This is a genomic window from Saccharopolyspora hirsuta (genome assembly GCF_008630535.1).
GTDB lineage: Bacteria > Actinomycetota > Actinomycetes > Mycobacteriales > Pseudonocardiaceae > Saccharopolyspora > Saccharopolyspora hirsuta.
This window is the reverse complement of sequence record NZ_VWPH01000014.1, coordinates 61038-85081: the sequence shown is the minus strand read 5'-3', so window position 1 is coordinate 85081 and position 24044 is coordinate 61038. Positions and strand designations below refer to the sequence as shown.

Genomic DNA, 24044 nt, shown 5'->3' with positions numbered 1-24044 from the left:
GGATGAGGGGCGGCCCCGCCGCCGTTGAACCAGGTCAGAGCGTGCTACCGCCGGGCCCGGCTCGGCTCGATCTTCCTGGAGGCATTCGTGTCGCGGTTCGTTGACCGCGTGACCATCCACGTCGCGGCTGGCGACGGCGGGCATGGCTGCGCCTCGGTGCACCGGGAGAAGTTCAAGCCGCTGGGCGGGCCGGACGGCGGCAACGGCGGCAAGGGCGGCGACGTGCAGCTGGTCGTCGACCCGAACGTGCACACCCTGCTGGACTTCCACTACCGGCCCAACGCGAGCGCCTCCAACGGCAAGCCGGGCAAGGGCGGCATGCGCAACGGCGCCCAGGGCGAGGACCTGGTGCTGCCGGTCCCGGACGGGACCGTGGTGCTGAGCCCGGACGGGGAGGTGCTGGCCGACCTGGTCGGCGTCGGCACCACCTTCGTCGCCGCGGCCGGCGGGCGCGGTGGTCTGGGCAACGCGGCGCTGGCGTCCAAGGCGCGCAAGGCCCCGGGCTTCGCCCTGCTGGGCGAGCCGGGGGAGCAGCTGGAGCTGGTGCTGGAGCTCAAGTCGGTCGCCGACGTGGGCCTGGTCGGCTTCCCCTCGGCGGGCAAGTCGTCGCTGATCTCGGTGCTGTCCGCCGCGCGCCCGAAGATCGCCGACTACCCGTTCACCACGCTGGTGCCCAACCTGGGCGTGGTCACCGCGGGCGAGACCGTGTTCACCGTGGCCGACGTGCCCGGGCTCATCCCGGGCGCCAGCGAGGGCCGCGGCCTCGGCCTCGACTTCCTGCGGCACATCGAGCGCTGCGCCGTCCTGGTGCACGTGGTCGACTGCGCCACCCTGGAACCCGGCCGCGACCCGCTGTCCGATGTGGACGCGCTGGAGCACGAGCTCGCGCAGTACACGCCCGCGCTGAAGGCGGAGCAGGGCGGTGTCGACCTGGCCGAGCGCCCGCGCATGGTGGTGCTCAACAAGATGGACGTGCCGGAGGCCCGCGAGCTGGCCGAGCTGGTGCGCGCCGACGTCGAGGCCCGCGGCTGGCCGGTGTTCGAGGTGTCCACCGCCTCCCGCGACGGCCTGCGGGAGCTGAGCTTCGCGATGGCCGCCGAGGTGGAGCGCTACCGGGCGCAGCTGCCGCCGCCGGAACCGGCGCGCGTGGTGGTCCGCCCGACCGCGGTCGACGACGGCGGGTTCACCGTCGAGCCGGACCCCGAGGTCGAGGACGCGTACGTGGTGCGCGGCGAGAAGCCGGAGCGCTGGGTGCGGCAGACCGACTTCAACAACAGCGAGGCGGTCGGCTTCCTGGCGGACCGGCTGGCCAAGCTGGGCGTGGAGGACGCGCTGGCCAAGCAGGGCGCGGAGCCGGGCAGCCAGGTGACCATCGGCAGCATGACCTTCGACTGGGAGCCGTCCACCCCGGCGGGCGTGGCCGGTGTGCTCGGCCGCCGCGGCACCGACCTGCGCATCGAGCACGACGACCGGGTCTCCGCCAGCGAGCGCAAGGCCGCGAAGAAGGCGCGCCGCAGCTCCCTGGACGAATCCGGCCGCTTCCTGGAGGACCAGGACTAGATTGCTCGTCTTGCGTGGCGGTGCCGGTAGCGGAACCTCAGCGCCCGCCTGGCTGACCAGTGCACGGCGAGCGGGCTGTCCTCGCCAGGCGAACGCTGAGAACCCGCGGCGGTGCCGGTTGCGAGGGCGGGCCAAGCGGCTGGCGCCGCTCAAGGACAAAAGATCAAAAACCAGGATCGAAGACTGGTTCTGAGGAGGACGGGTCGGTGAGCGAGGAGCTCTCGGCGACGCGGAAGGCGGTCGCGGCCGCGCAGCGGATCGTGGTGAAGGTCGGTTCCTCGTCGCTCACCACCGCGGAAGGCGGGCTGGACACCGAGCGGCTGGCGGCGCTGGTCGACTCGCTGGCCCGGCGGGTGGCGTCCGGGTGCCAGGTGGTGCTGGTGTCCTCGGGTGCGATCGCGGCGGGGCTCGCGCCGCTGGGGTTGCGCCGCAGGCCGCGGGACCTGGCGACCCAGCAGGCGGCGGCGAGCGTCGGCCAGCAGTCCCTCGCGCACGCCTACGCCGAATCCTTTTCGCGTTATCGGCTGACGGTCGGCCAGGTCCTGCTCACCGCGGAGGACGTGATGCGCCGCGGCCACTACCGCAACGCCCAGCGCACCCTGCACCGGCTGCTGGGGTTGGGCGCGGTGCCGGTGGTCAACGAGAACGACACGGTGGCCACCACCGAGATCCGCTTCGGCGACAACGACCGGCTCGCCGCCCTAGTCTCGCACCTCGTGGGAGCGGACGCGCTGATCCTGCTGTCCGATGTGGACGCCCTCTACGACGGGGACCCGCGGCGCGGCGGCGCATCGGTGATCCGCGAGGTCAACGGCGATGCGGACATGGTCGGCGTGCAGGCGGGCAGCACCGGTGCGTCCGGGCTCGGCACCGGAGGCATGGCGTCGAAGGTGGGGGCGGCCCGGGTCGCCTGCTCGTCGGGCATCCCGGTCCTGCTGACCTCGGCAGCGCAGGCCGAGCGCGCGCTGGGACCGGCGGACGTGGGCACCGCCTTCGCCGCCACGGGCAGCCGCCTGTCGGCCCGCCGCTTCTGGCTGGCGCACGCGGCCGACGCCAACGGGCGCCTGTGGCTGGACGACGGAGCGGTCGCGGCGGTGGTCAAGCGCCGCCGCTCCCTGCTGGCCGCGGGCATCACCGCGGTGGAGGGCGCCTTCGACGGCGGTGACGTGGTGGAGCTGGTCAACCCGTCCGGCGTGGTGGTGGCCCGCGGAGTGGTCGCCTACGACGCGGCGGAGCTCCCGGACCTCATCGGCCGCTCCAGCCACCAGCTCCCCCCGGAACAACGCCGCGAAGTGGTCCACGCCGACGACCTCGTCCCTCTCCGCTGAGGCACCCCCGAGGTAAGCGGTATCGACGACAGGCTGCGCCGCCCTGTGGGCGAGAGCGACCGGAGAACGCTTGCCGAGGTTCGCTCGATGATCCGGCGGTTTCTCGATCTTTAGAAGGTGGCGGGCTCCGCAGGAGTTGATCGAGTGCGGTAGCCCGCCGCACTTCAGCCGACCGGCGTCAGCGGAGTTCGGTGCCCCGGGTTTCGGGGAGGGTGCGGATCACGAAGAAGGCGATGGCCGCGCCGACCGCGATGTACCAGAAGAACAGCGAGGACAGCTCGTAGCGGGCCAGGGCCTGGATGACCAGCGGTGCCGTGCCGCCGAAGACCGCGACGGTGAGGTTGTACCAGGCGCCGATGCCCAGACCGCGCAGCTCGGTCGGGAACAGCTCGGACATGATCGCCGGGGCGATCGAGGTCATCGCTGTGTAGAGCGCGATGCCGACGCAGAAGACGACCAGCAGGTTCCAGAAGCCCGGGCGCACCAGGCCGGACAGCGGCACGATGAGGATCGCCGTGGCCGCCGACCAGATCAGCAGCTGCGGCTTGCGGCCGAAGCGGTCCGACAGCGCGCCGACCGGGTACTGCAGGGCGATGAACAGCGCGGTGGCGATCGACAGCGCCAGGAACACGTCGGTGGCGTCCGCGCCGCGGTTCTTCACCGCGAACGGCGTCAGCGCGCTGAAGAACGTGTAGTAGCACAGCGTCGAGAGCATGCTGAAGCCCACCAGCTGCCCGACCGCCTTCGGGTGCTTCGTCAGCGTGATCCACAGTGGATTCTTCAGCGCCTTGGCCTTGGCCTGGTTGTCCTCGAACTGCTCGGTCTCCTCGAGGGTCCGGCGCAACCAGATGCCCAGCAGGCCGAGCACACCGCCGATGATGAACGGGATGCGCCACCCGAAGTCGGTGAGCTGCTGCTCGGTGAGCAGCGCGGTCAGCAGGAAGCCCAGCAGCGAGGCGACGAGCAGCGCGGTACCGGTCGAGATGTAGAAGAACGCCGAGTAGCGGCCGCGCTTGGCCGCCGGGGCGATCTCCGCCAGGTAGGCCGAGGCGTTGGACACCTCGCCGCCCAGCGACAGGCCCTGGCTGACGCGCGCCAGCACCAGCAGCACCGCCGCCGCCCAGCCGATCGTGTCGAACGTGGGCAGCAGGCCGATCACCAGCGAACCACCGGCCATCAGCGAGATGGTCACCAGCATCGCCGTCTTGCGGCCGCGCAGGTCGGCGAACCGGCCGAGCAGCCAGCCGCCGAGCGGGCGGAAGAAGAACGCCAGCGCGAACGTGGCCAGGGTGTTGATCAGCGCGAGCTCACCGGGGAAGAACGCGTGCGCGAAGTAGACGCTGAACGCCGTGTAAACAGTCCAGTCGTACCACTCCACGGCGTTGCCGATGCTCGCGGCGACCAGGGTCCGCATGGGCAGCCGGGATTCGCCGGTCGTCGCCGTGCCTTGGGACATCGCATCCTCCGGTGTCGTGGCAGGACGCCCGCGTCCTGGAGGCATGTCCATGCACTCCGGACCTCGAACGGGTGACGACACAGTACGGTCTGCGACGTCCGTTCGGAAGATCCGAACTCAATGACTGTTGGTGGTCGCGTTGCGTGCGTGGTCGCTTGGCGGAACCTGAGAGCTTCCCCGGACTGCGGGTGCCCCTCCTGATGTATGTCCAATACACGGCGGAGGGGCCGTCCTCGCCGGGAAACCGCTCAGAACCCGCCGGTGGTCGCCTTGCACGGGTGGATGCAAGCGGCTGGCGCCGCTTCCACAAGCGCGGACGGCTTCGCCGACTGTGTTCTCAGCCCGTGGGAAGTCCTTGCGCTCGGTCAGCCGGGCACTATCGGGGTCCCGGCCAGCTCGTGCGCGCCCCGGTTGCACTCCGGGCAGGTCGTCCACAGCCACGCCACGTCGGAGTTGTCCACAGTGATCTGCGTGCCGCACAACGTCTCGATCTGCGCGTCGTCCGGAAAGCCGCCCTTCGGGCGTGGTTTCAGCGTGGCGTGCCGCTGACCTTCGCCGGGTTGCCAGCGAAACGGGTGTGGCATGCGCGATCACCGCCTGTTCCAAGTCGACCGGAGGCGACCACCGCGAGTGGGTCGCGTCCTGGCAGCCGGGTTCGGTGGCGAGACGTCGGTGGGGCCGCGGAACCGGATGGCCGGGCGACTCGCGCGGTCGGGGCGCTGGTCGCCGCGGCGGCGGGCGGTGTCCGCATGTGGTGCTCCTGGTCGTTCGTCGTCGCGCGTACCATTCTGGTGGTACTGAAACGCGGGGCCAATTACCTGAACAGGTAGTAGTTACCGGCGCGGAATTCTGTTTCGCTGTGTTTCATGACCCGTACCACCGGCGGTACGCCGAAGGCCCGCGCGCTCGGCGCTGAGCTGCGCGAAGCCAGGGAAGCGGTCGGTCGGAGCCTGCGTGCGCTGGCACACGAGCTCGACACCAACCACGTCAAGCTGATGCGCTACGAGACCGGGCGGTCCGTGCCTTCGCCGGAAGTGGTTGCCGCTTTCGTGACCGCGTTGGGCGTTTCGGCTACTGAACGTGATCGACTCGTCGAGATGGCGCGCGACGCCGACGCGCCGAACTGGCTCACCGCGGACCGCGCTGGGGTCCGGCAGGAGCTGACCGCGCTGATCGAGTTCGAGCGCACCGCGACCCGCATCACCAACGTCGCCACCGGTCTGATCCCCGGCCTGCTGCAGACCTCCGACTACGCGCGGGCGGTGATGCACGGCAAGCCCGTCGGGGAGGTGGAGAAGCTGGTGCTCATGCGCCTCGGTCGCCGCGAGGTGCTGGCCGCCCGCGACGCCCCGGAGCTGACCGCGATCATCAGCGAGAACGCGTTGCGCGAGCCGATCGGCGGGCACGAGGTGATGGCCGAGCAGCTCCACAAGGTGGCGGAACTGGCGGAGTGGCCCAACATCGACGTCCGGGTGCTGCCCAGCGGCTGCACCACCTGGCACCCCGGGCACGTCGGCCCGTTCGTGGTGTTCGAATTCCCCAAAGCCCAGCCGATCGTGCATTTGGAGCACTACCGGTCGTCCGCTTTCCTCTACAACCCCGGACTCGCGCAGGAATACCTGGAGGCGATCACTACCCTGCTCTCGTTCGCGATGGACGACGCCGAGTCGATCGCGTTCATCACGAAGTGTGCGAACGAGATGGAGGCTCTTGCGTGATTACGGCACAACCGGTCGGTTGGCGGAAGTCGAGCAGGTCGGCGCAGGAAACCGATTGCGTGGAGGTCGGCCGCTGCGGTGATGGTGCGGCGGTCCGCGATTCCAAGCACCGGGCGGGTGGGTACTTCACCGTTTCCGGTGCGCAGTGGCGACTTTTCGTCGCCGGGATCCGCGCAGGCCGGTTCGACGGCTGACGACCAGCGGTGCCCCGCGGGGAGGGGGCACCGTGCCCGGCCGGGTGCTGGCGATTTTGCGAAGAATTGTGCAAATTCCGACCCGATCGGGCGAAATTCTGTTGTTCGGCGCGGCAGACTGTCGCGGTGACGACAGTGCGCGAACTCGCCGATGAAGCCCTCGAACTGATCGCCGCCGCTGATCCGCTGAACGAACTGCTCGTCGATTTGCCGAGCACCCGGGACCGCCTCAACGACTTGTCCGGAGCAGCAGAGCGCGCGCTGCGCGATCGCGCATCCGGAATCCTCGCCGCCGCAGGCCGGATCGAGGCCACCGGGGACGACCGGATCACGCTCGGCGTCGTGGTGCAGCAGGCCGAATCCGTCATCACCCGGATCGATTCCCGGATCGTCGAGCACACCGTGCACGACAGCGAGACCTCGCCGCTGGGCAAGCTGCTGATGGTGCTCGCCAGCACGCGCCCGAGAGGTGTGCAGCACGAGCAGGACTTCCTGACCCGGCTCGCGGCGATCCCCGAGTTCCTGGCCCAGGGGGCGGAGCGCCTCCGCCTCGGCGTTTCCGCCGGTCGGCTGCCGATCGCGCGCTCGGTGCGGGAGGCCGTCAAACACCTGGACGCGCATCTCGCCGCACCGGAATCCGATCCGCTGCACCTGGTCCCGCTGGAAGCCGCGGCCGAGCGCGACGAGCTGCTCGCGGAGGTGGTGCGCCCGGCCTTCGCCGAGTACCGCGAGGTCCTGCGCGCGGAGATCCAGCAGCACGGGCGTCCGGACGAACGCGCGGGGTTGTGCTGGTTGCCGGACGGAGCGGCGACCTACGCGGCGCTGGCCCGGATGCACACGACGACCGACCGCACCCCGGAGGAGCTGCACCGGACCGGGGTCGAGCTGGTCGCGGAGCTCGCCGAGGAGTACGCGGAGATCGGCTCGCGGATCTTCGGGCTGCGCACAGCGGCCGAGGTCCAGCAGCGGATGCGCACCGATCCTGCCCTGCGCTGGTCGGGCGAGCAGGAGCTGCTGGACGCCGCCAGGGCCGCGATCGAGCGGGCGGAGCGCGCTGCGCCGGAGTGGTTCGGGAAGCTGCCCGCGCAGCGCTGCCAGGTGGAACCGGTCCCGGCGGAGCTGGCCCCGAACGCCCCCGCGGCGTACTACCTGCCCGGCCCGCCCGACGGCTCCCGCCCCGGCACCTACTACGCCAACACCCACCTGGCCGAGCAGCGCCCGCGCTTCCTCGCGGAGGCGACCGCGTTCCACGAGGCCGTGCCAGGGCACCACTTCCAGGTCACCCTCGCCCAGGAGCTGACCGGGGTGCCGGAGATCCGGCAGTACGCCTGGGTCAACTCCTACGCCGAGGGCTGGGGCCTGTACGCGGAGCGCTTCGCCGACGAAGCCGGGTGGTACACCGACGACGTGGCGCGGCTGGGCATGCTCGCCATGGACTCGATGCGCGCGGCGCGGCTGGTGGTGGACACCGGCCTGCACGCCTTCGGCTGGCCCCGCCAGCGGGCCGTGGACTACCTGCGCGAGCACACCGCGTTGCCCGAGATCGACATCCAGTCCGAGACCGATCGCTACCTGGAGATGCCGGGGCAGGCGCTGTCCTACATGGTCGGCAGGCTGGAGTTCCAGCGGCTGCGCGACCGCGCCAGGGCGGCCCTGGGCGAGGCCTTCGACCTGCGCGCCTTCCACGACGTGGTGCTGGGCAGCGGTGCCCTCCCGATGCCGGTCCTGGACCAGCTGGTCGCCGACTGGACCGGCTAGCTCGTGGTGGCGAGGGTGAACGGCAGCACCGAGGGCGCGCCCGCCTGGCGGAGCAGTCGGCTGACCACCGTGATGGTCCACCCCGTGTCGGCGTAGTCGTCCATCAGCAGCACCGGACCGTCCACTGCGGACAGCTTCGCGGCGAGCTCCGCCGGGACCTTGAACTGCGGCCACAGCGAAGCGACGCGCTGGGCGCTGTTGGTGGCGCTGCGCGGCGTGGTGTTCGGGTTGGTCAGCACCTCGCCGAGCAGCGGCAGGCGCCCGATGTTGGCGATCCGCTCGGCCAGGCTCCGCACCAGCTTCGGGCGCGTCCGCGAGCCGAGCGCGACCACGCCGACGGGGCGCTGCGCCCAGTCCCACGCGGCCAGCACCTTGATCGCCGCCTGGAACAGGTCGTCCGGCAGCTCCTGGTCGGGGGCGCCGGTGGCGAGCAGCTCGCGGAGCCGGTTGCCCCAGCCGATGTCGGTGAGCCGACCGACCGCCCGGCCGGTGCTCGCCTGCTCGTCGGCGGGCAGCTTGCCGGACAGCGGAACGCCCAGCGCATCCATGCCGCTGGGCCACATCTTGCGCGGCGACACCTCGACGCCGGGCCTGCGCAGCCGTTCCTCCGCTTGCTGCACGGCCTGGTCGTCGACGTCGCCGGAGTAGCCGGAGCCGGTGCAGTTGTCGCAGCGCCCGCACGGCGCGGCCTGCGGGTCGTCGAGCTGGCGGCGCAGGAACTCCATGCGGCACGAGGACGTGCTGAGGTAGTCGAGCATCGCCTGCTGCTCGGCCTTCCGCTCGGCGGCGATGCGCTGGTAGCGCTCGGCGTCGTAGTGCCACGGCTCGCCGGTGGGCTCCCAGCCGCCCTTGACCCGCCGCACAGCACCGTCGACGTCGAGGACCTTGAGCACCATCTCCAGACGGCTGCGGCCGAGCTCCACGTGCGGTTCCAGCGCGGCCGTCGACATCTTCCCGTGCTGCGCCAGCGCGTCGAGCACCGCGCGCACGGTCGGCTCCGGCGGGAACGCCAGCGAGGCGAAGTAGCTCCAGATGTCGCGGTCCTCCGGACCGGGCAGCAGCAGGACCTCCGCGCGCTGCACACCGCGACCGGCGCGGCCGATCTGCTGGTAGTAGGCGATGGGGGAGGACGGCGCGCCGAGGTGGACGACGAACCCGAGGTCGGGCTTGTCGAAGCCCATGCCCAGCGCGGAGGTCGCCACCAGCGCCTTGACCCGGTTGGCCAGCAGGTCGGCTTCCGCCTGCTCCCGCTCGGCCGGATCGGTGCGGCCCGAGTAGGAGGCGACCTCGTAGCCCTGGTCCCGCAGGTAGGCGGAGATCTCCTCGGTGGCGGCCACGGTCAGCGTGTAGATGATCCCGGAACCGGGCAGCTCCTCGAGGTGGCTGGCCAACCAACCCAGCCGCGCCTCGGCGCTGGGCAGCCGCACCACACCGAGCCGCAGGCTCTCGCGGTCCAGGCTGCCGCGCAGCACCAGGGTCTCCTGCGGGTCGGTGTGCTCGCCGCCGACGCCGAGCTGGTCGGCGACGTCCTGCACGACCCGGTCGTTGGCGGTGGCCGTGGTGGCCAGCACCGGCACGCCCTCGGGCAGCTCGGTCAGCAGGGTGCGCAGCCGCCGGTAGTCCGGGCGGAAGTCGTGGCCCCAGTCGGAGATGCAGTGCGCTTCGTCGACCACCAGCAGCCCGGCGTTCTGGGTGAGCTCGGGCAGGATGGTGTCCAGGAAGTCGGGGTTGTTCAGCCGCTCCGGGCTGACCAGCAGCACGTCCACCTCGCCCGCGGCGACCCGCTCCTCGACGTCGGCCCACTCCTCCGGGTTGGCCGAGTTGATCGTCGCGGCGTGCACGTCGGCCGCGGCCGCGGCCTCGACCTGGTTGCGCATCAGCGCCAGCAGCGGGGAGACGATGACGGTCGGGCCTTCGCCGAGCTCGCGCAGCAGCGCGGTGGCGATGAAGTACACGGCCGACTTGCCCCAGCCGGTCCGCTGCACGACCAGCGCGCGGCGGCGCTCCAGCACCAGGGCGCGGATCGCGCTCCACTGGTCCTCGCGCAGCGCCGCCTCGGGCCCGGCCAGCGCGCGGAGTCGTTCGTCGGCGAGTTCGCGAAGCGCCTGTTCGTCCACGACCCCGATTCCTACCGGACGTCTCCGACGTGCGTCGTCCGGGGGCTGGGACGGTGCGAAATCCGGTGCTGGTCCGGTGGCCGAACGGATTAGTCTGGGCCCGTGACCACGACCACGACCACAGGTAAGGCGTCCGGCGAGCAGCTGCGGGACCAGGTCCTCGACGCGGCGCGCCGGGCGAAGCGGGCGGCCGCGGAGCTCGCGCTGGCCACCCGGAGCACCAAGGATGCGCTGCTGCACGCGATGGCCGAGGCGCTGGTGAAGCGCGCCCCGGACGTCCTCGCCGCCAACGAGCTCGACGTCGCCAACGGCCGCGAGTCCGGCATGCCGGAGGGCCTGATCGACCGGTTGAGCCTGAGCACCGAGCGCATCGAGGCGATGGCCGACGGCCTGCGCACGGTGGCCGGGCTGCCGGACCCGGTCGGCGAGGTGGTGCGCGGCAGCGTGCTGCCCAACGGCCTGCAGCTGCAGCAGGTCCGGGTGCCGCTGGGCGTGGTCGGGATCGTCTACGAGGGTCGTCCGAACGTCACGGTGGACGCCGCCGGGCTCACCCTCAAGGCGGGCAACGCCGTGCTGCTGCGCGGGTCGTCGTCGGCGGAGAACTCCAACACGGCGCTGGTCGGGATCCTCGCCGACGTCGTCGTCGAGCACGGGCTGCCCGCTGACTCGGTGCAGCTGCTGCCGTGCCACGACCGGGCTTCGGTGCAGCACCTGATCACCGCGCGCGGCCTGGTGGACGTGGTGATCCCGCGCGGCGGCGCCGGGCTGATCTCGGCGGTGGTGGAGAACGCGACGGTGCCCGCGATCGAGACCGGGGTGGGCAACTGCCACGTCTACGTCGACGCGAGCGCCGACATCGACACCGCGCTGCGCATCCTGCTCAACGCCAAGGCCCGCCGCACCAGCGTGTGCAACGCAGCGGAGACCTTCCTGGTGCACGAGGCCATCGCGGCGGAGTTCCTGCCGCGCGCCATCGCCGAGCTGGGCGGTGCGGGCGTGACCGTGCACGGCGACGAGCAGGTGGTGGCCGTCGGCGGCGCGAACGTGGTGCCCGCGACCGAGGAGGACTGGGACACCGAGTTCCTGTCCGCGGACATCGCCGCCGCCGTGGTGGAGTCGCTGCCCGCCGCGGTCGAGCACATCCGGGAGCACGGTTCCGGGCACACCGAGGCCATCGTGACCAGCGACGTCCGCGCCGCGCGGCAGTTCACCGCGCAGGTCGACGCGGCGGCGGTGATGGTCAACGCCTCCACCGCGTTCACCGACGGCGGCGAGTTCGGGATGGGCGCGGAGATCGGCATCTCGACGCAGAAGCTGCACGCCCGGGGCCCGATGGGGCTGCCGGAGCTGACCTCGACCAAGTGGCTGGTCTTCGGCGACGGGCACGTGCGGCCGGGCAGCGCCCCGGCGACCCCGAGCTCCTGCCCGGGGAGCTGAGTTGACCGCGGGCCCGCGCCGCAAGCGGGATTCGGCCGCCACCAAGGAAGCGCTGCTGCAGGCCGCGTCGGCGTTGTTCGCCGAGCGCGGCTTCACCGCGACCACGGTGCGCGACGTGGCGGCGCGGGCCGGGGTCAACCAGGCGCTGCTGTTCCGCTACTTCGGCTCCAAGCAGGAGCTGTTCGCCGCGGTGCTCAGCCACAACAGCGCTCGGCTGATCGAAGCGCAGCCGCCCGAGGGGCTGCCGCGGCGCATGCTCGACGGTCTGCTGGCCGCCGACCAGCTCAGCGGTGACGAGCACCCGATCGCCGCGATGCTGCGCTCCTACAGCGACGAGCGCGCCGCGCACGTGCTGCGCGAGGAGCTCGGCGCCCGCTACACCGCCGGGCTGGCGGAGCTGACCGACGCCGAGGACGCCGAGCTGCGCGCGGACCTGGTGCTGGCGTGGTTGTTCGGCCTCGGGATGGTCCGCTCGGTGCTGGGCAAGAGCCCGCTGGCGCAGGCCGATCCGGACGTCGTGGCGCGCTACGTCGCGCGCGGGATCTCGGTCCTGCTGGAGCGAACGGATCTTCCGGACGAAAGGTGATCGACGCGTGCGGGTAACCGAGGGGCTGCGTACGGTGAAGATGTAAGCAACCGCTTACACAGCGTCGACCGGAAGCGGTCATGACGCCCCTTGTGTCGAGTCCTACTCAACCGCACCTCAGGGGACCGTGATGCAACCCAGCCACCAGAAACCGCGAAACGCGAGAATGGCCCCAAGCGCAACCACCACTGAAAAACGCGGAGAGGCGGGACAGAGAGGCGGAACTGTGTCGAGGACCTACCCGTTCAGCGAAGCCGAGAAGCTCGACCTCGATCCCCTCTACGCCCAGCTGCGCAAGCAGGAACCGCTCACCCGGATCCAGCTGCCCTACGGCGAGACCGCGTGGCTGGCGACCCGCTACGAGGACGCCAAGGTCGTCCTGGGCGACCCGCGGTTCAGCCGGGCCGCGGTGCTGCACCACGACGAGCCGAGGATGCGTCCTAACACCTCGAACGGCGGGCTGCTGACCATGGACCCGCCCGAGCACACCCGCCTGCGCAAGCTCGTCGCGAAGGCCTTCACCGCGCGCCGCGTGGAACGGCTGCGCCCCCGCGCCGAGGAGATCGCCGACGACCTGGTCGACGGGATGCTGCAGCGCGGCGCCCCGGCCGACCTGGTCGAGGACTTCGCGCTGCCGCTGCCGATCACCGTCATCTGCGAGCTGCTCGGCGTGCCCTACGCCGACCGCGCGGACTTCCGGGTGTGGTCGGAGGCGTTCCTGTCCACCACGAAGCTCACCCCGGAGCAGGTCACCGACTACATGGACCGGATGCTCGACTACATGGCCGGGCTGATCGCCGAGCGCCGCGCGGAACCGGCCGACGACCTGCTCACCGCGCTGATCGAGGCCCGCGACGAGCAGGACAAGCTGTCCGAGGAGGAGCTGGTCCGGCTGGCGGCCGGGATCCTGGTGGCCGGGCACGAGACCACCGCCACCCAGATCCCGAACTTCGTCTACGTCCTGCTCACCCACCCCGAGCAGCTGGCCGCGCTGCGCGCGGACCTGGACGGGATCCCGCAGGCGGTCGAGGAGCTGCTGCGCTTCGTGCCGCTCGGCAGCGGCGCCGGGTTCCCCCGGTACGCCACCGAGGACGTCGAGCTGGGCGGCGTGCTGGTCCGCGCGGGCGAGCCGGTCATGGTCAGCACTGCCGCCGCCAACCGCGACGAGTCGGTGTTCAGCGATCCGGAGCTGCTCGACCTGACCCGCCAGGAGGCCACGCACATCGGCTTCGGCCACGGCCCGCACCACTGCCTCGGCGCCCAGCTCGCGCGGATGGAGCTGCAGGTCGCGCTCCGCACGCTGCTGACGCGGCTGCCGGGGCTGCGCTTCGCGACCTCCGCCGAGGACGTCGAGTGGAAGAGCGGAATGCTCGTCCGAGGGCCCCGGAAGATGCTGCTGGCGTGGCAAGGTGTCGAGTGATCTCGCTCATATCTGAAAGAGGTGGCGAATGAGCTGGTCGATCGAGATCTCGCACGACTGCATCGGCAGCGGCATGTGCGCGGGCGTGGCGCCGGACCACTTCGAGATGGTGGACGGCTACTCGTGCGCGAAGCGGGCGCAGGTGGAACCGGCCGACGAGGTGGTGGACGCGGCCGAGTCCTGCCCGGTCGAGGCGATCCTGGTCAAGGACGTCGACACGGGCCGGGTGATCGCCCCGGAAGAGTGACGCAGGACACGTTCGAGGTCGCGTCATAGCCCTCCAGGCGCGGGGTCACACCGGTGCGCGCCTGAAACACGGCAGCGCCCGCGATCCGAGGTGGGCCCCCAGCCGCCGAGGGTCGCGCAGGGCCGCGGGGCCCGGCTCAGGGGGGAGCTTGGGCCGGGCTCCGCGGTCGGCGGGGGCCGTGCGGCCCGGCCTGGGAGGGGGAGTCCCAGGCCGGACCACACGGTTGATGAGGGGCGTGGGGCCCGGCCCGGCGGGGGGCGGGGTCGGGCCTCACGGTGCGGGTGCGATCCGCAACACTTCGCGACGCCCCACCGCGCGCTCGGCGGGGATGCCTTTCTAGGCTTGGCAGCTATGTCTCGTCGCCGGATCGGGGTCATGGGTGGCACCTTCGATCCCATTCATCACGGTCACCTGGTGGCCGCCAGCGAGGTGCAGGCCCAGTTCGGCCTGGAGCAGGTGGTCTTCGTGCCCACCGGGCAGCCGTGGCAGAAGAGCCACGAGGCGGTCAGCCCGGCCGAGGACCGCTACCTGATGACGGTGATAGCCACCGCGTCCAACCCGCGCTTCCTGGTCAGCCGGGTCGACATCGACCGAGCGGGCCCGACCTACACCGCGGACACCCTCACCGACCTGCACGCCGAGTTCCCGGACGCGGACCTGTACTTCATCACCGGCGCCGACGCGCTGGAGCAGATCCTGTCCTGGCACCGGGTCGAGGACCTGTTCGACCTGGCGCACTTCATCGGCGTGACGCGCCCGGGCTACTCGCTCAACGGGGCCCACCTGCCAGCAGGCGCGGTGTCCCTGGTGGAGATCCCGGCGATGGCGATCTCGTCGACGGGCTGCCGCGACCGGGTCCGCGCCGGGCTCCCGGTCTGGTACCTGGTCCCGGACGGCATCGTCCAGTACATCTCCAAGCGCGGCCTCTACCGCGAACTCACCCCGGAGTGGGGGCCCTAGCTCCCGGGAGTGGTGTGCCCGACGAGCTCCGCGCGGACGTGGAGCTGCTGTGGCACTACCACTTCCTGCCGCACGAGCTCCGCGCCTGCGACGTGGCCATCGGGCTGGGCGGGCACGACATCGGTGTGGCCGACCACGTCGTCGACCTGCACCGCGCCGGGTACTTCCTGCTGGCGGTGTTCACCGGGGCCAACGTCGCGACGACCGCTGACCGGTTCCCGCGCGGCGAGGCCGTGCACTACCGCGAGCGCGCCCTCGAACGCGGGATGCCGGACTCCGCGATCCTCGTCGAGCCGCGGGCGACGAACACCGCGGAGAACATCGAGCTCACGCGGGAGCTGCTCGCCGAAGCCGGTGTCCGGGTCGGTTCCGCGCTGCTGGTGTCCCGCCCGTACCAGCAGCGACGGGCCTTCGCCACGGCCAGGAAGGTCTGGCCGGAGGTCGAGTTCGTCTGCAGCGCGCAGCGGTTGCCGCTCGACGACTACGTCCGCTCGATCGGCGACGTCGACCGCGTCATCAACATGCTCGTCGGCGACACCCAGCGGATCACCGCCTACGCCGAGCGCGGCTACGCCATCCCGCAGGAGGTTCCGGCCGAGGTCGAGGCCGCGTACCGGCGCCTGGTCGACGCGGGCTACACCCGCAGGCTCGTCGCCGACTAGGCCGTAGCCTCCCCGGCGTGGAACGACTGCGCTACCGCCTCATCACCGGCCCCGACGACGCCGAGTTCTGCCGCCGGATCAGCGCGCTGCTGGAGGAGGGCTACGTCCTGCACGGCCCGCCGACGCTGACCTGCAACGGCGAGACCGTGATCGCCGGGCAGGCCGTGGTCCTGCCCGCCGGGCAGGGCTGATCTCGCGTGGCGTTCGCCTCAGCGCGTCGCCGCCGTCGGCGGCCGCACGTTGATGCGGACCGCGTTCTTCGGGCATAAAGGACGTTGCGACCGGCGGTCGTGCGAGGTGGTCCGTCCTGGCGCGCTGCGGGCTGGCCTATCCTCTACCCCGGCGTGGGTCGCATACCTGGCCCACCTCGAGAGGAGTGACGTGGCAGCCACCGAGAACGCTCGCAGGCTGGCTCTGATCGCGGCGCAGGCCGCGGCGGACAAGAAGGCCACCGACGTGGTCCTGCTGGATGTCTCCGAGCAGCTGGTCATCACCGACTGCTTCCTGATCGCCTCGGCGCCCAACGAGCGGCAGGTCGAGGCGATCGTCGACGCGATCGAGGAGAAGGTGCGCGAGGCCGGTACCAAGCCGGTGCGCCGCGAGGGCGCGCGCGAGGGCCGGTGGGTCCTGCTGGACTTCGTCGACCTCGTGGTGCACGTCCAGCACGCCGAGGAGCGCTCCTTCTACCAGCTGGAGAAGCTGTGGAAGGACTGCCCGCGCATCGAGTTCGTGGACCAGAACGCGCCGTCGGCCGACTCGTCGGACGCCGAGGGGTGAGCCTCGACCGGCTGGTGCTCTGGCGGCACGGCGAGACCGACTACAACGCGGCCGGGCGCTTGCAGGGCCACTTGGACAGCGCGCTCACCGAGACCGGTCGGCAGCAGGCCCGGCGGGCGGCGCCGCAGATCGCCCGGTTCGCGCCGGACACCGCGATCAGCTCGGACCTGAACCGGGCGCGCACCACCGCGGAGGCGTTCGCCGAGGTCAGCGGGGCGTCGGTGCGGTTGGACAAGCGGCTGCGCGAGACGCACCTGGGGGAGTGGCAGGGCCTGAGCGGAGCCGAGGTCGAGCACGGCTGGCCCGGGGCGATGGCCACCTGGCGGTCGAGCCCGACGTGGGCGCCGCCGGGCGGGGAATCCCGCATCGAGGTGGCCGAGCGCGCCGCCGAGGTGGTCGAGGAGCTCGACCACCAGCACCAGGGCACCGCGCTGCTGTGCGCGCACGGCGGGCTGATCACCGCGTTGACGGCCAAGCTGGTCGGGCTCCCGCTGGACCTGTGGCCGGGTCTGGGCGGCATCGGCAACTGCCACTGGGTGGTGCTCAAGCGGCGCACCGACACCCACTGGCGGCTGCTGGCCTACAACGCCGGGGTTCCCGCCGAGGACTGACCTCCACCTCCCTCGGCACGAGGTCGTTTCGCCTGGTTTATTGGTGTCCGTCCGTGTTCGGCGTGCGGGGGTCGTCCGTGGCAGCTGCGGGGAATTCGCTCGTCCTGTCGTTGAGCCTGGTCTTCCTGTCCGGTGTCGTGCACGCGATCCAGCGGTCCATCGCGAGCGGGAAGTTGCAGCGCAACGGCATGCTCGGCATCCGGACGAAGGTCACGATGTCCTCCGAGGAGGCGTGGCTGGCCGGTCACCTCGCGGCGTGGCCGTGGACGCGCGCCGGGGCGTGGGTCGGTTACTCCGCCGCTGCGGTGACTGCGGCGATCGCCTCGTGGCAGCTGGTGTCGGGTGCGGGATCGCCGGTCCTCCTGCTGTTGCCGGGTGCCGCGCTGGTCGTCGTGATCGCGCTGGTGCTGATCGGCACGCGCAAGGCCAACGTCGCCGGACGGGCTGCCAATGCCCGGGAGAGCGAGGATTGACCACGCCGGGCGAGCGCTGATCGGATTCGCCGTGCGACGTCGTAGGGTTGCGGTGTGCCCATTGCAGTCGTCACCGATTCGACGGCGTACCTGCCCGCGGGATTTGCCGAGCAGTACGCGGTGCGGACCGTTCCCCTGCACGTCAGCGTGGACGGGGCGGCGGCGGTCGACGAGTCGGACTTCGGTCCGGACGACCTGGCGCGGGCCTTCGCCCGCAAGCACCGCGTGACCACGGCGGGCGCGACCCCGCAGGAGTTGGCGCGCGCCTTCCGGGCGGCCCTCGACGAAGGCGCCGACGGGGTGGTGGCGGTGCACCTGTCGCGGCAGCTCTCCGGCACGTGGGACGCGGCGCGGCTGGCCGCCCGCGAGGTCGATCCGGACCGGGTGCGGGTCGTCGACTCGCGATCCGCCGCGATGGGGCTGGGCTTCTCGGTGCTGGCCGCGGCCGAGGCGGCCAACTCGGGCGCTGACCTGGACGAAGTCGTGCGCACCGCGACCGCCACGGCCGAGCGCACCACCACCTTGTTCTCGGTGCAGACGCTGGAGTACCTGCGGCGCGGTGGCCGGATCGGCACGGCGGCCGCGGTGCTGGGCACGGCGTTGGCGATCAAGCCGCTGCTGCACGTCCACGACGGGCGGATCGACGCGCTGGAGAAGGTGCGGACCACCACGCGGGCGATGTCCCGGCTGGTGGAGATCTCCTCGTCCGCGGCGGGTTCCGGGGCGGCGGCCATCGCCGTCCACCACCTGGCCGCGCCGGAGCGTGCGGAGCAGCTCGCGAGCCGGATCCGCGCCGATCTCGGTGCCGAGGCGGACTGCGTGGTCTCGGAGGTGGGCGCGGTGATCGGGGCGCACATCGGACCCGGCGCGGTGGGGGTCGTGGTTCTCCCGAACGGGTGGCGTTCGGGCGATTGAGAATCTTTCGGCGGGCGGATTCCACACCATCGGGCTGAATCTGCGTCCACAGTGGTCAGATCTGCGAAAAATAAAGCTGCGCAACGGATTTCGCGTGATCTACCTTCGTCGTCATGTTCGAAGCACAAGCATTCCGCGCCGCAGGCGGACCTGACGAAGCGCTCGACCCGCGCAGCAGGCTGCAGGCCCTGCGCCGCCACGCCGCCCAGGACGACGAGGTGGAGCGAGCCGGGCCCGATTATTCCGTGACACCACCGGAACCGGTGCCGCGCACGCGCACGCGCCGGTTCGCGGAGCGGTGGCTGCCCGAGTCCTTGCTGAGGTCCAGAGTGGACCCCGGCCGGACCGGCGTGCTCGCGATCGGTCTGGTGGCCGCGGTCCTGCTGCTCGGCATGGCCGCGCTGGCGTGGACCTCGCGATCCGCCGCCGAACCGGCGCCGCCGCCCGTCCTGCCCCCGCCGCCGCTCCCGGCGGCCACCCCGGCCGAGTCCGAGCTCGTGGTGAGCGTCGTCGGCCAGGTCAACCGCCCCGGCCTCGTCACGGTCGAGCCCGGCAGCAGGGTCGCCGACGCCGTCGAGGCGGCCGGTGGCGCGCTGCCGGACACCGACCTGACCGGGCTCAACCTCGCCCGTCGGCTGGCCGACGGCGAACAGCTCTACGTCGCCGTGCCGGTGCCGCCGCAGGCCCAGGCCGGGCAGACCGGCGACGGCAAGGTCGATCTGAACACCGCAACGGAGGAGCAACTCGATGAACTGCCAGGCATCGGCGAGGTCACCGCCAAGCGGATCGTGCAGTGGCGGACCGAGCACGGCCGGTTCGACTCGGTGGAGCAGCTGCGGGAGGTCGGCGGGATCGGCAGTTCCCGCTTCGCCCGGCTGCGGGAGTTGGTGCGGGTGTGAGCACCGGATTCGACCTCCGACTGGCGCCGACCGCGGCCGCGGTCTGGGCGGTCACGCTGCTCGGCCTGCTGGTCGGGTGGGGTGCGGCAGCGGCGACGGCGGCGTGCGCGCTGCTGGCGGTACCGCTGGTGTGGCCGGTGTCGGGGAACCGGGCCTGGGCGAGGGGAGCGCTGGTGGTCCTCCTGCTGGCGGGCGTCGCTGCGGCCGGAATGGCGTTCCGGGGCCACCACGCCGAGCACCACCCGGTCCGCGAGGCGGCCCACCACGGCGAGCGGCTGACGGCACGGGTGACCTTGACCAGCGCACCGATCCCGTTGCGCGGTGCGTCCTTCGGGGCGCGGCGAGCGCAGGACCGCGCTCTGGTCCGGGCCGAGCTGGAGACCGCTGACCTCGCGGGTCGGCGTGTGCGGGCGAGCGGCCCGGTGGTGCTGCTGGTGCCGACGGAGCAGTGGTGCGAGCTCATCGCCGGGCAGCGGGTGACGGTCCGCGGCAAGGCCGCACCGCCGCGCTCGGGCGAGCTCACGATCGCCGCGCTGCAGGTGTTCGGGGCTCCCACCGAGGTCGCCCCGCCACCGGGTTGGCAGCGCGCTGCGGCGGACCTGCGCGACGGGCTGCGCCGCACGGCGGCCGCCGAGCTGAGTCCGGCTGCCGCCGGACTGCTGCCCGGCCTGGTCGTCGGGGACACCAGCGCACTGCCGCCGGAGGTGGAGCAGGACTTCGAAACCGCCGGTCTCACGCACCTCATGGCGGTGTCGGGGGCCAACTTGGCGATCGTGTGCGGTGCTGTGCTCGTGGTGCTGCACCTGGTCGGCGCGGGACCGCTGCTGTCGGCGCTGGGCGCGGGCGCGGCGCTCGTCGGGTTCGTCGTCCTGGCGGGTCCGGAGCCGAGCGTGCTGCGCGCGGCGGCGATGGGGGCGATCACGCTGCTGGCGCTGGTCCTGGGCAGGCGGCGCTCCGCGCTGCCGGTGCTGTCGGCGAGCGTGGTCGGCTTGCTGCTGCTGATGCCGGAGCTGGCCACGAGCGCGGGGTTCGCCCTGTCCGTCGCGGCGACGGCCGGGCTGGTCGTGCTGGCCCCGGCATGGGCGGCCGCGCTGCGGGCGCGCGGTGTCCCGGTCGGCGTGGCGGAGGCCATCGCGGTCCCGCTGGCGGCGCACGTCGTGACGGCTCCGCTGGTCGCGGCGCTGTCCGGGACGGTCAGCCTCGTCGCTGTTCCGGCGAACCTGCTGGCCGGTCCGGTCGTCGCACCGGCGACCGTTTTCGGCGTGCTGGCGACGGTGGTCGCGCCGGTCTCCGGTTGGCTCGCGGGCGCATTCTGCTGGCTGGCCGCGCCCGAGCTGGAATGGCTGGTGCTGGTCGCCGACCGCGCGGCAGCCGTGCCCGGCGGCTCGTTCGACTGGCTGCCCGGGACGGCCGGGGGACTGCTGCTGGCGGGGCTGGTCGTCGTCGGGCTGATCGCGTTGCGCGGCAAGCGGTTCCGCGTCCTGGCGTCGGTGGCGCTGCTGCTCGCGGTGCTCGTGCTGGTGCCGGTGCGCAGCGCGGTGTCCGGCTGGCCCGCTCCCGGCTGGAGCATGGTCGCTTGCGACGTCGGGCAGGGGGACGGGCTCGTGCTAGCCACCGGGCGGCCGGAGGAGGCGGTGGTGGTCGACACCGGTCCCGACCTGGAGCGGGCGGCGGCGTGCCTGGATCGGCTAGGGGTGCGCCGCATTCCGCTGGCCGTGCTGACGCACCTGCACGCCGATCACATCAGCGGGCTCACCGGTCTGCTGGGGAGGTTCGCGGTCGGTGCGGTGGCGGTGGGGCCGTTGCGGGAACCGGCGTGGGCGATGCGGGAGGTGCTGCGGGACACCCGGAGGCACCGGGTCCCGGTCGTGCCGATGCAGTCCGGGCAGCGGGCGAGCTGGCCGGGCCTGGTGCTCGACGTGCTGGCACCGGACCCGGCGCTGACCCGGACGCAGACGGCCGAGGACGCCAACGACGCCTCGATCGTGCTGCTGGCGACCACTCCGGCCGGACGGCTGCTGCTCACCGGCGACGTCGAGCTGCCCGCCCAGGGCCACCTCGTCGCCGCCGGGCTGGACCTGCGGGCCGACGTGCTCAAGGTCCCGCACCACGGATCCCGGTACACCACACCGAGGTTCCTGAACGCGGTGCGGCCGAGGACGGCGCTGATCAGCGTCGGCGACGGCAACAGCTACGGGCACCCCAGCCCGTTCGTGATGGACATGCTCACCCGCGGCGGCGCGGAAGTGCTGCGCACCGACAAGGAAGGAGACATCGCGATCCTGCCCGGCCCGCAAGGACCCCGGCACATCTCACGAGGAGACCCGCTGCGCGCGGTGGACCGCTGAACTCCCGTCCACCGTGGACGAAAAGTGCGCGGTGCCGCGAGCAGCACCGCGCACTTCCGGGATGCGGCTTACAGGCCCAGGGCCTGGTTGACGGCCTCGGTCGTCGGCGCCACGGTGGCCTTCGGGCCGATCTGGTCCTGGACGGCGTCCAGCGTCTTCAGCCCGTCACCGGTGATCAGCAGGACGGTCTCGGCGTCCGGGTCGATCTTGCCGGTCTCGATGAGCTTCTTCGCGGTGGCCACGGTGACCCCGCCGGCGGTCTCGGCGAAGATGCCCTCGGTGCGGGCCAGCAGCCGGATGCCCTCGCGGACCTCGTCGTCGGTGACGTCCTCGATGGCGCCGTTGGTCTTGCGCACGATGTCCAGCACGTACGGGCCGTCGGCGGGCGCGCCGATGGCCAGCGAGCGGGCGATGGTGTCCGGCCGGACCGGCTGCACCACGTCGTGCCCGTTCTTGTACGCGGTGGACACCGGGGAGCAGCCGGTGGCCTGCGCGCCGAAGATCCGCACCGGGCTCGGCTCCACCAGGCCGACCTCGGCGAGCTCGTTGAATCCCTTGTGGACCTTGGTCAGCTGCGAGCCGGAGGCGATCGGCACCACGATCTGCTCGGGGATGCGCCAGCCGAGCTGCTCGGCGACCTCGAAGGCCAGGGTCTTGGAACCCTCGGAGTAGTAGGGCCGGACGTTGACGTTGACGAACGCCCAGTCCTCGTGCTCCCCGGCCAGCTCGGTGGCCAGGCGGTTCACGTCGTCGTAGTTGCCGTCGACGGCGAGCAGCGAGCCGTCGTAGACCGCGCTCATCAGGATCTTGGCGCGCTCCAGGGTCTTCGGCACCAGCACGACCGAGTCCCAACCGGCGCGGGCGGCGGCCGCGGCCACCGCGTTGGCCAGGTTGCCGGTCGACGGGCAGGCCAGCACCTTGAACCCGAACTCGCGGGCGGCGGCCAGCGCGACCGCGACCACGCGGTCCTTGAACGAGTGGGTCGGGTTGCCGGTGTCGTCCTTGATCCAGATCCGCTTGACGCCCAGCGCCTTGGCGAGCTTGTCGGCCCGGATCAGGCGGGTACAGCCGGGGTCGGTGTTCGGGTGCTCCTCGACGTTGGAGGGCACCGGCAGCAGCTGCTTGTAGCGCCAGATCGAGCGGGGACCGGCTTCGATGTCCTCGCGGCGGATCCGCGGGAAGTCGTAGGCGACTTCCAGCGGGGAGAAGTCTTCGAGCGAAACGAACTCGGGGGCCAGCGGCTGCCGGTGGCCCTCTTCCTTGGACACCAGTTCGACGGCGTTGCCCAGGTCGAAGGTCTTGGTCGCGCTCTGGGCATGGGCAGCAGCGGTCATCGCGAGGTCCTCTCCTCATCTGTCCCGCGGACGGGTCGGAATTGGCACCGCTTTCGCCGGAGACCTCGCGGAAGACACGATTCACCGGGCGAACGGTTGCCGGGGCTTCATCGGGCCGTTCCCTCTGCCCCTCTGGATGAGCTATTCGGTTGTGGCGGCAACGCTAGTGGATCCCGCGCGGTTCTGGCCAGGCCGATCCAGATGCCGGGATCGTCACGGGTGCGTGGGACGATGCCTGCATGAGCTCTCCGGCCGTGGTCACCGATCCGCTGCACCTGGTTCTCGGCGACGAGGAACTGCTGGTGGAACGCGCGCTGTGGGCGGCGGTCGGAGCGGCCCGCGCAGCGGACCCGGAAGCGGAGCTGCGCCGGGTGAAGGTGAGCGAACTCACCCCGCCGGAGCTCGCCGAGATGCTCAGCCCGTCGCTGTTCGCGGAGGGCCGGGTGCTGGCCGTGGAGTCCGCGCAGGACGCTGGCAAGGAGATCGCCGAAGCCCTGCTCTCCCACGCCAAGCAACCGGTCGACGGCGTGACGCTCGTGGTCGTGCACTCCGGTGGTGGGCGGTCCAAGTACGCGAAGGAGCTGCCCAACGCGCTGCGCAAGCTGGGCGCGCGCGTCACCGAGTGCAACAAGATCACCAAGCCCGCCGAGCGGGAGTCGTTCGTCCGCGACGAGGTCCGCCGGGCGGGCGGCAAGGCGGACGCGGCGGCGGTGGCCGCGCTGATCGAGACCGTCGGCTCGGACCTGCGCGAGCTCTCCGCGGCGGCGACCCAGCTGGTCGCCGACACCGGCGGGAAGGTGGACGAGACGGCGGTCCGCCGCTACCACCGCGGTCGTGCCGAGGTGACCGGGTTCGCGGTCGCGGAGAAGGCCGTGACCGGGGACCGCGCGGCTGCCCTGGAGGCGCTGCGCTGGGCGGTGCAGCTGGGCGTGCCGCACGTGCTGATCGCCGATGCGCTGGCGGATTCGGTCCGCACCATCGGCCGCGTCGCCGCAGCCGGTGGTCGCAACGACCCGTTCCGCCTGGCCGGTGAGCTGGGCATGCCCGCGTGGAAGGTGAAGAAGGCGCTGGCGCAGTCCCGGGGCTGGAACCCCAAGAGCCTCGCGGCCGCGCTCCAAGCCGTCGCCGAGGTCAACGCGGGGGTCAAGGGCATGGCCGCGGACGCCACCTACGCCCTGGAGCGCACCGTCCTGCGCCTGGTCGAACTCCGCAACCAGCGCTCCTGAGAAGCAAACGGCCCCTTC

The 24044-nt window shown here is 72.0% G+C and carries 23 protein-coding genes and 1 riboswitch; of the genes, 19 read left to right on the top strand and 4 right to left on the bottom strand.

Going from position 1 to position 24044, the window contains the following annotated elements; genetic code table 11:
* Window positions 1-75: 75 nt before the first annotated feature.
* Window positions 76-1560, top strand: a complete 1485-nt coding sequence (gene obgE / locus F1721_RS27170) for a GTPase ObgE (protein WP_150069760.1) — start codon at window positions 76-78, stop codon at window positions 1558-1560.
* Between the two features lie 206 nt (window positions 1561-1766).
* A complete protein-coding gene (gene proB / locus F1721_RS27165; RefSeq protein ID WP_150069643.1) occupies window positions 1767-2888 on the top strand; it encodes a glutamate 5-kinase in 1122 nt (373 codons plus the stop codon).
* Between the two features lie 178 nt (window positions 2889-3066).
* Here proB and F1721_RS27160 read toward each other — a convergent pair whose 3' ends face one another.
* Together F1721_RS27160 and F1721_RS27150 are read right to left on the bottom strand one after the other, a co-directional pair.
* Window positions 3067-4344 carry an MFS transporter gene (locus F1721_RS27160; RefSeq protein ID WP_150069642.1) on the bottom strand — a complete coding sequence of 426 codons (1278 nt, stop codon included), beginning with the start codon at window positions 4342-4344 and terminating at the stop codon, window positions 3067-3069.
* A 365-nt stretch (window positions 4345-4709) separates the two neighbouring features.
* A complete protein-coding gene (locus F1721_RS27150; RefSeq protein WP_150069641.1) occupies window positions 4710-4928 on the bottom strand; it encodes an HC3 family zinc finger protein in 219 nt (72 codons plus the stop codon).
* A gap of 282 nt (window positions 4929-5210) precedes the next feature.
* On the opposite strand from F1721_RS27150, the gene F1721_RS27145 reads away from it, so the two are divergent.
* The 3 genes from F1721_RS27145 to F1721_RS27135 all read left to right on the top strand — a co-directional run bounded on the left by F1721_RS27145 (window position 5211) and on the right by F1721_RS27135 (window position 8014).
* A complete protein-coding gene (locus F1721_RS27145; RefSeq protein ID WP_150069640.1) occupies window positions 5211-6062 on the top strand; it encodes a helix-turn-helix domain-containing protein in 852 nt (283 codons plus the stop codon).
* Window positions 6032-6256 carry a DUF397 domain-containing protein gene (locus F1721_RS27140; RefSeq protein WP_425474420.1) on the top strand — a complete coding sequence of 75 codons (225 nt, stop codon included), beginning with the start codon at window positions 6032-6034 and terminating at the stop codon, window positions 6254-6256. Before F1721_RS27145 ends, F1721_RS27140 begins: the two co-directional genes overlap by 31 nt.
* A gap of 126 nt (window positions 6257-6382) precedes the next feature.
* Complete coding sequence (locus F1721_RS27135) at window positions 6383-8014, top strand: DUF885 domain-containing protein (RefSeq protein ID WP_150069639.1); 1632 nt, start codon at window positions 6383-6385, stop codon at window positions 8012-8014.
* Here F1721_RS27135 and F1721_RS27130 read toward each other — a convergent pair.
* On the bottom strand, window positions 8011-10131 hold the full coding sequence (locus F1721_RS27130; RefSeq protein WP_150069638.1) for a RecQ family ATP-dependent DNA helicase: 2121 nt from the start codon (window positions 10129-10131) through the stop codon (window positions 8011-8013). The two genes, F1721_RS27135 and F1721_RS27130, sit on opposite strands and share 4 nt — an antisense overlap.
* 102 nt (window positions 10132-10233) lie before the next feature.
* Between F1721_RS27130 and F1721_RS27125 the strand changes: the two genes are divergently transcribed.
* The 13 genes from F1721_RS27125 to F1721_RS27065 all read left to right on the top strand — a co-directional run bounded on the left by F1721_RS27125 (window position 10234) and on the right by F1721_RS27065 (window position 21466).
* The gene (locus F1721_RS27125) at window positions 10234-11568 is read left to right on the top strand and encodes a glutamate-5-semialdehyde dehydrogenase (protein ID WP_150069637.1); all 1335 of its coding nucleotides are present in this window, start codon (window positions 10234-10236) and stop codon (window positions 11566-11568) included.
* 1 nt (window position 11569) lies between these two features.
* The gene (locus tag F1721_RS27120; protein WP_150069636.1) at window positions 11570-12154 is read left to right on the top strand and encodes a TetR/AcrR family transcriptional regulator; all 585 of its coding nucleotides are present in this window, start codon (window positions 11570-11572) and stop codon (window positions 12152-12154) included.
* 226 nt (window positions 12155-12380) lie between these two features.
* Window positions 12381-13574, top strand: a complete 1194-nt coding sequence (locus F1721_RS27115; protein WP_246155332.1) for a cytochrome P450 — start codon at window positions 12381-12383, stop codon at window positions 13572-13574.
* A gap of 28 nt (window positions 13575-13602) precedes the next feature.
* Window positions 13603-13821, top strand: coding sequence for a ferredoxin (locus F1721_RS27110; RefSeq protein WP_150069634.1), 219 nt, complete (start codon window positions 13603-13605; stop codon window positions 13819-13821).
* Window positions 13822-14172: 351 nt separating this feature from the next.
* On the top strand, window positions 14173-14781 hold the full coding sequence (gene nadD / locus F1721_RS27105; protein ID WP_150069633.1) for a nicotinate-nucleotide adenylyltransferase: 609 nt from the start codon (window positions 14173-14175) through the stop codon (window positions 14779-14781).
* A gap of 14 nt (window positions 14782-14795) precedes the next feature.
* A complete protein-coding gene (locus F1721_RS27100) occupies window positions 14796-15443 on the top strand; it encodes a YdcF family protein (RefSeq protein ID WP_211840646.1) in 648 nt (215 codons plus the stop codon).
* Window positions 15444-15460: 17 nt separating this feature from the next.
* Window positions 15461-15634, top strand: a complete 174-nt coding sequence (locus F1721_RS27095) for a DUF1737 domain-containing protein (protein WP_150069631.1) — start codon at window positions 15461-15463, stop codon at window positions 15632-15634.
* A gap of 190 nt (window positions 15635-15824) precedes the next feature.
* Window positions 15825-16220: a ribosome silencing factor gene (rsfS, locus tag F1721_RS27090; RefSeq protein ID WP_150069630.1), complete on the top strand. Its 396-nt coding sequence runs from the start codon at window positions 15825-15827 to the stop codon at window positions 16218-16220.
* Window positions 16217-16831 (top strand): histidine phosphatase family protein, encoded by a 615-nt coding sequence (locus F1721_RS27085; RefSeq protein WP_150069629.1) that lies wholly within the window; start codon window positions 16217-16219, stop codon window positions 16829-16831. Before rsfS ends, F1721_RS27085 begins: the two co-directional genes overlap by 4 nt.
* 77 nt (window positions 16832-16908) lie before the next feature.
* Window positions 16909-17304: an SdpI family protein gene (locus F1721_RS27080; protein ID WP_150069628.1), complete on the top strand. Its 396-nt coding sequence runs from the start codon at window positions 16909-16911 to the stop codon at window positions 17302-17304.
* A 54-nt stretch (window positions 17305-17358) separates the two neighbouring features.
* Entirely contained in the window at window positions 17359-18219 is an 861-nt protein-coding gene (locus F1721_RS27075) for a DegV family protein (RefSeq protein ID WP_150069627.1), read from the top strand.
* A 113-nt stretch (window positions 18220-18332) separates the two neighbouring features.
* Complete coding sequence (locus F1721_RS27070) at window positions 18333-19118, top strand: ComEA family DNA-binding protein (RefSeq protein WP_150069626.1); 786 nt, start codon at window positions 18333-18335, stop codon at window positions 19116-19118.
* A complete protein-coding gene (locus F1721_RS27065; RefSeq protein WP_150069625.1) occupies window positions 19115-21466 on the top strand; it encodes a ComEC/Rec2 family competence protein in 2352 nt (783 codons plus the stop codon). The genes F1721_RS27070 and F1721_RS27065 overlap by 4 nt, the downstream gene beginning before the upstream one ends.
* Window positions 21467-21534: 68 nt before the next feature.
* On the opposite strand, the gene thrC is transcribed toward F1721_RS27065, so the two are convergent.
* Window positions 21535-22800 carry a threonine synthase gene (gene thrC / locus F1721_RS27060; protein WP_150069624.1) on the bottom strand — a complete coding sequence of 422 codons (1266 nt, stop codon included), beginning with the start codon at window positions 22798-22800 and terminating at the stop codon, window positions 21535-21537.
* Between the two features lie 12 nt (window positions 22801-22812).
* Window positions 22813-22943: riboswitch (SAM riboswitch) on the bottom strand.
* Between the two features lie 96 nt (window positions 22944-23039).
* On the opposite strand from thrC, the gene holA reads away from it, so the two are divergent.
* Window positions 23040-24026 (top strand): DNA polymerase III subunit delta, encoded by a 987-nt coding sequence (holA, locus tag F1721_RS27055; protein ID WP_150069623.1) that lies wholly within the window; start codon window positions 23040-23042, stop codon window positions 24024-24026.
* The last annotated feature ends 18 nt before the right edge of the window (window positions 24027-24044 follow it).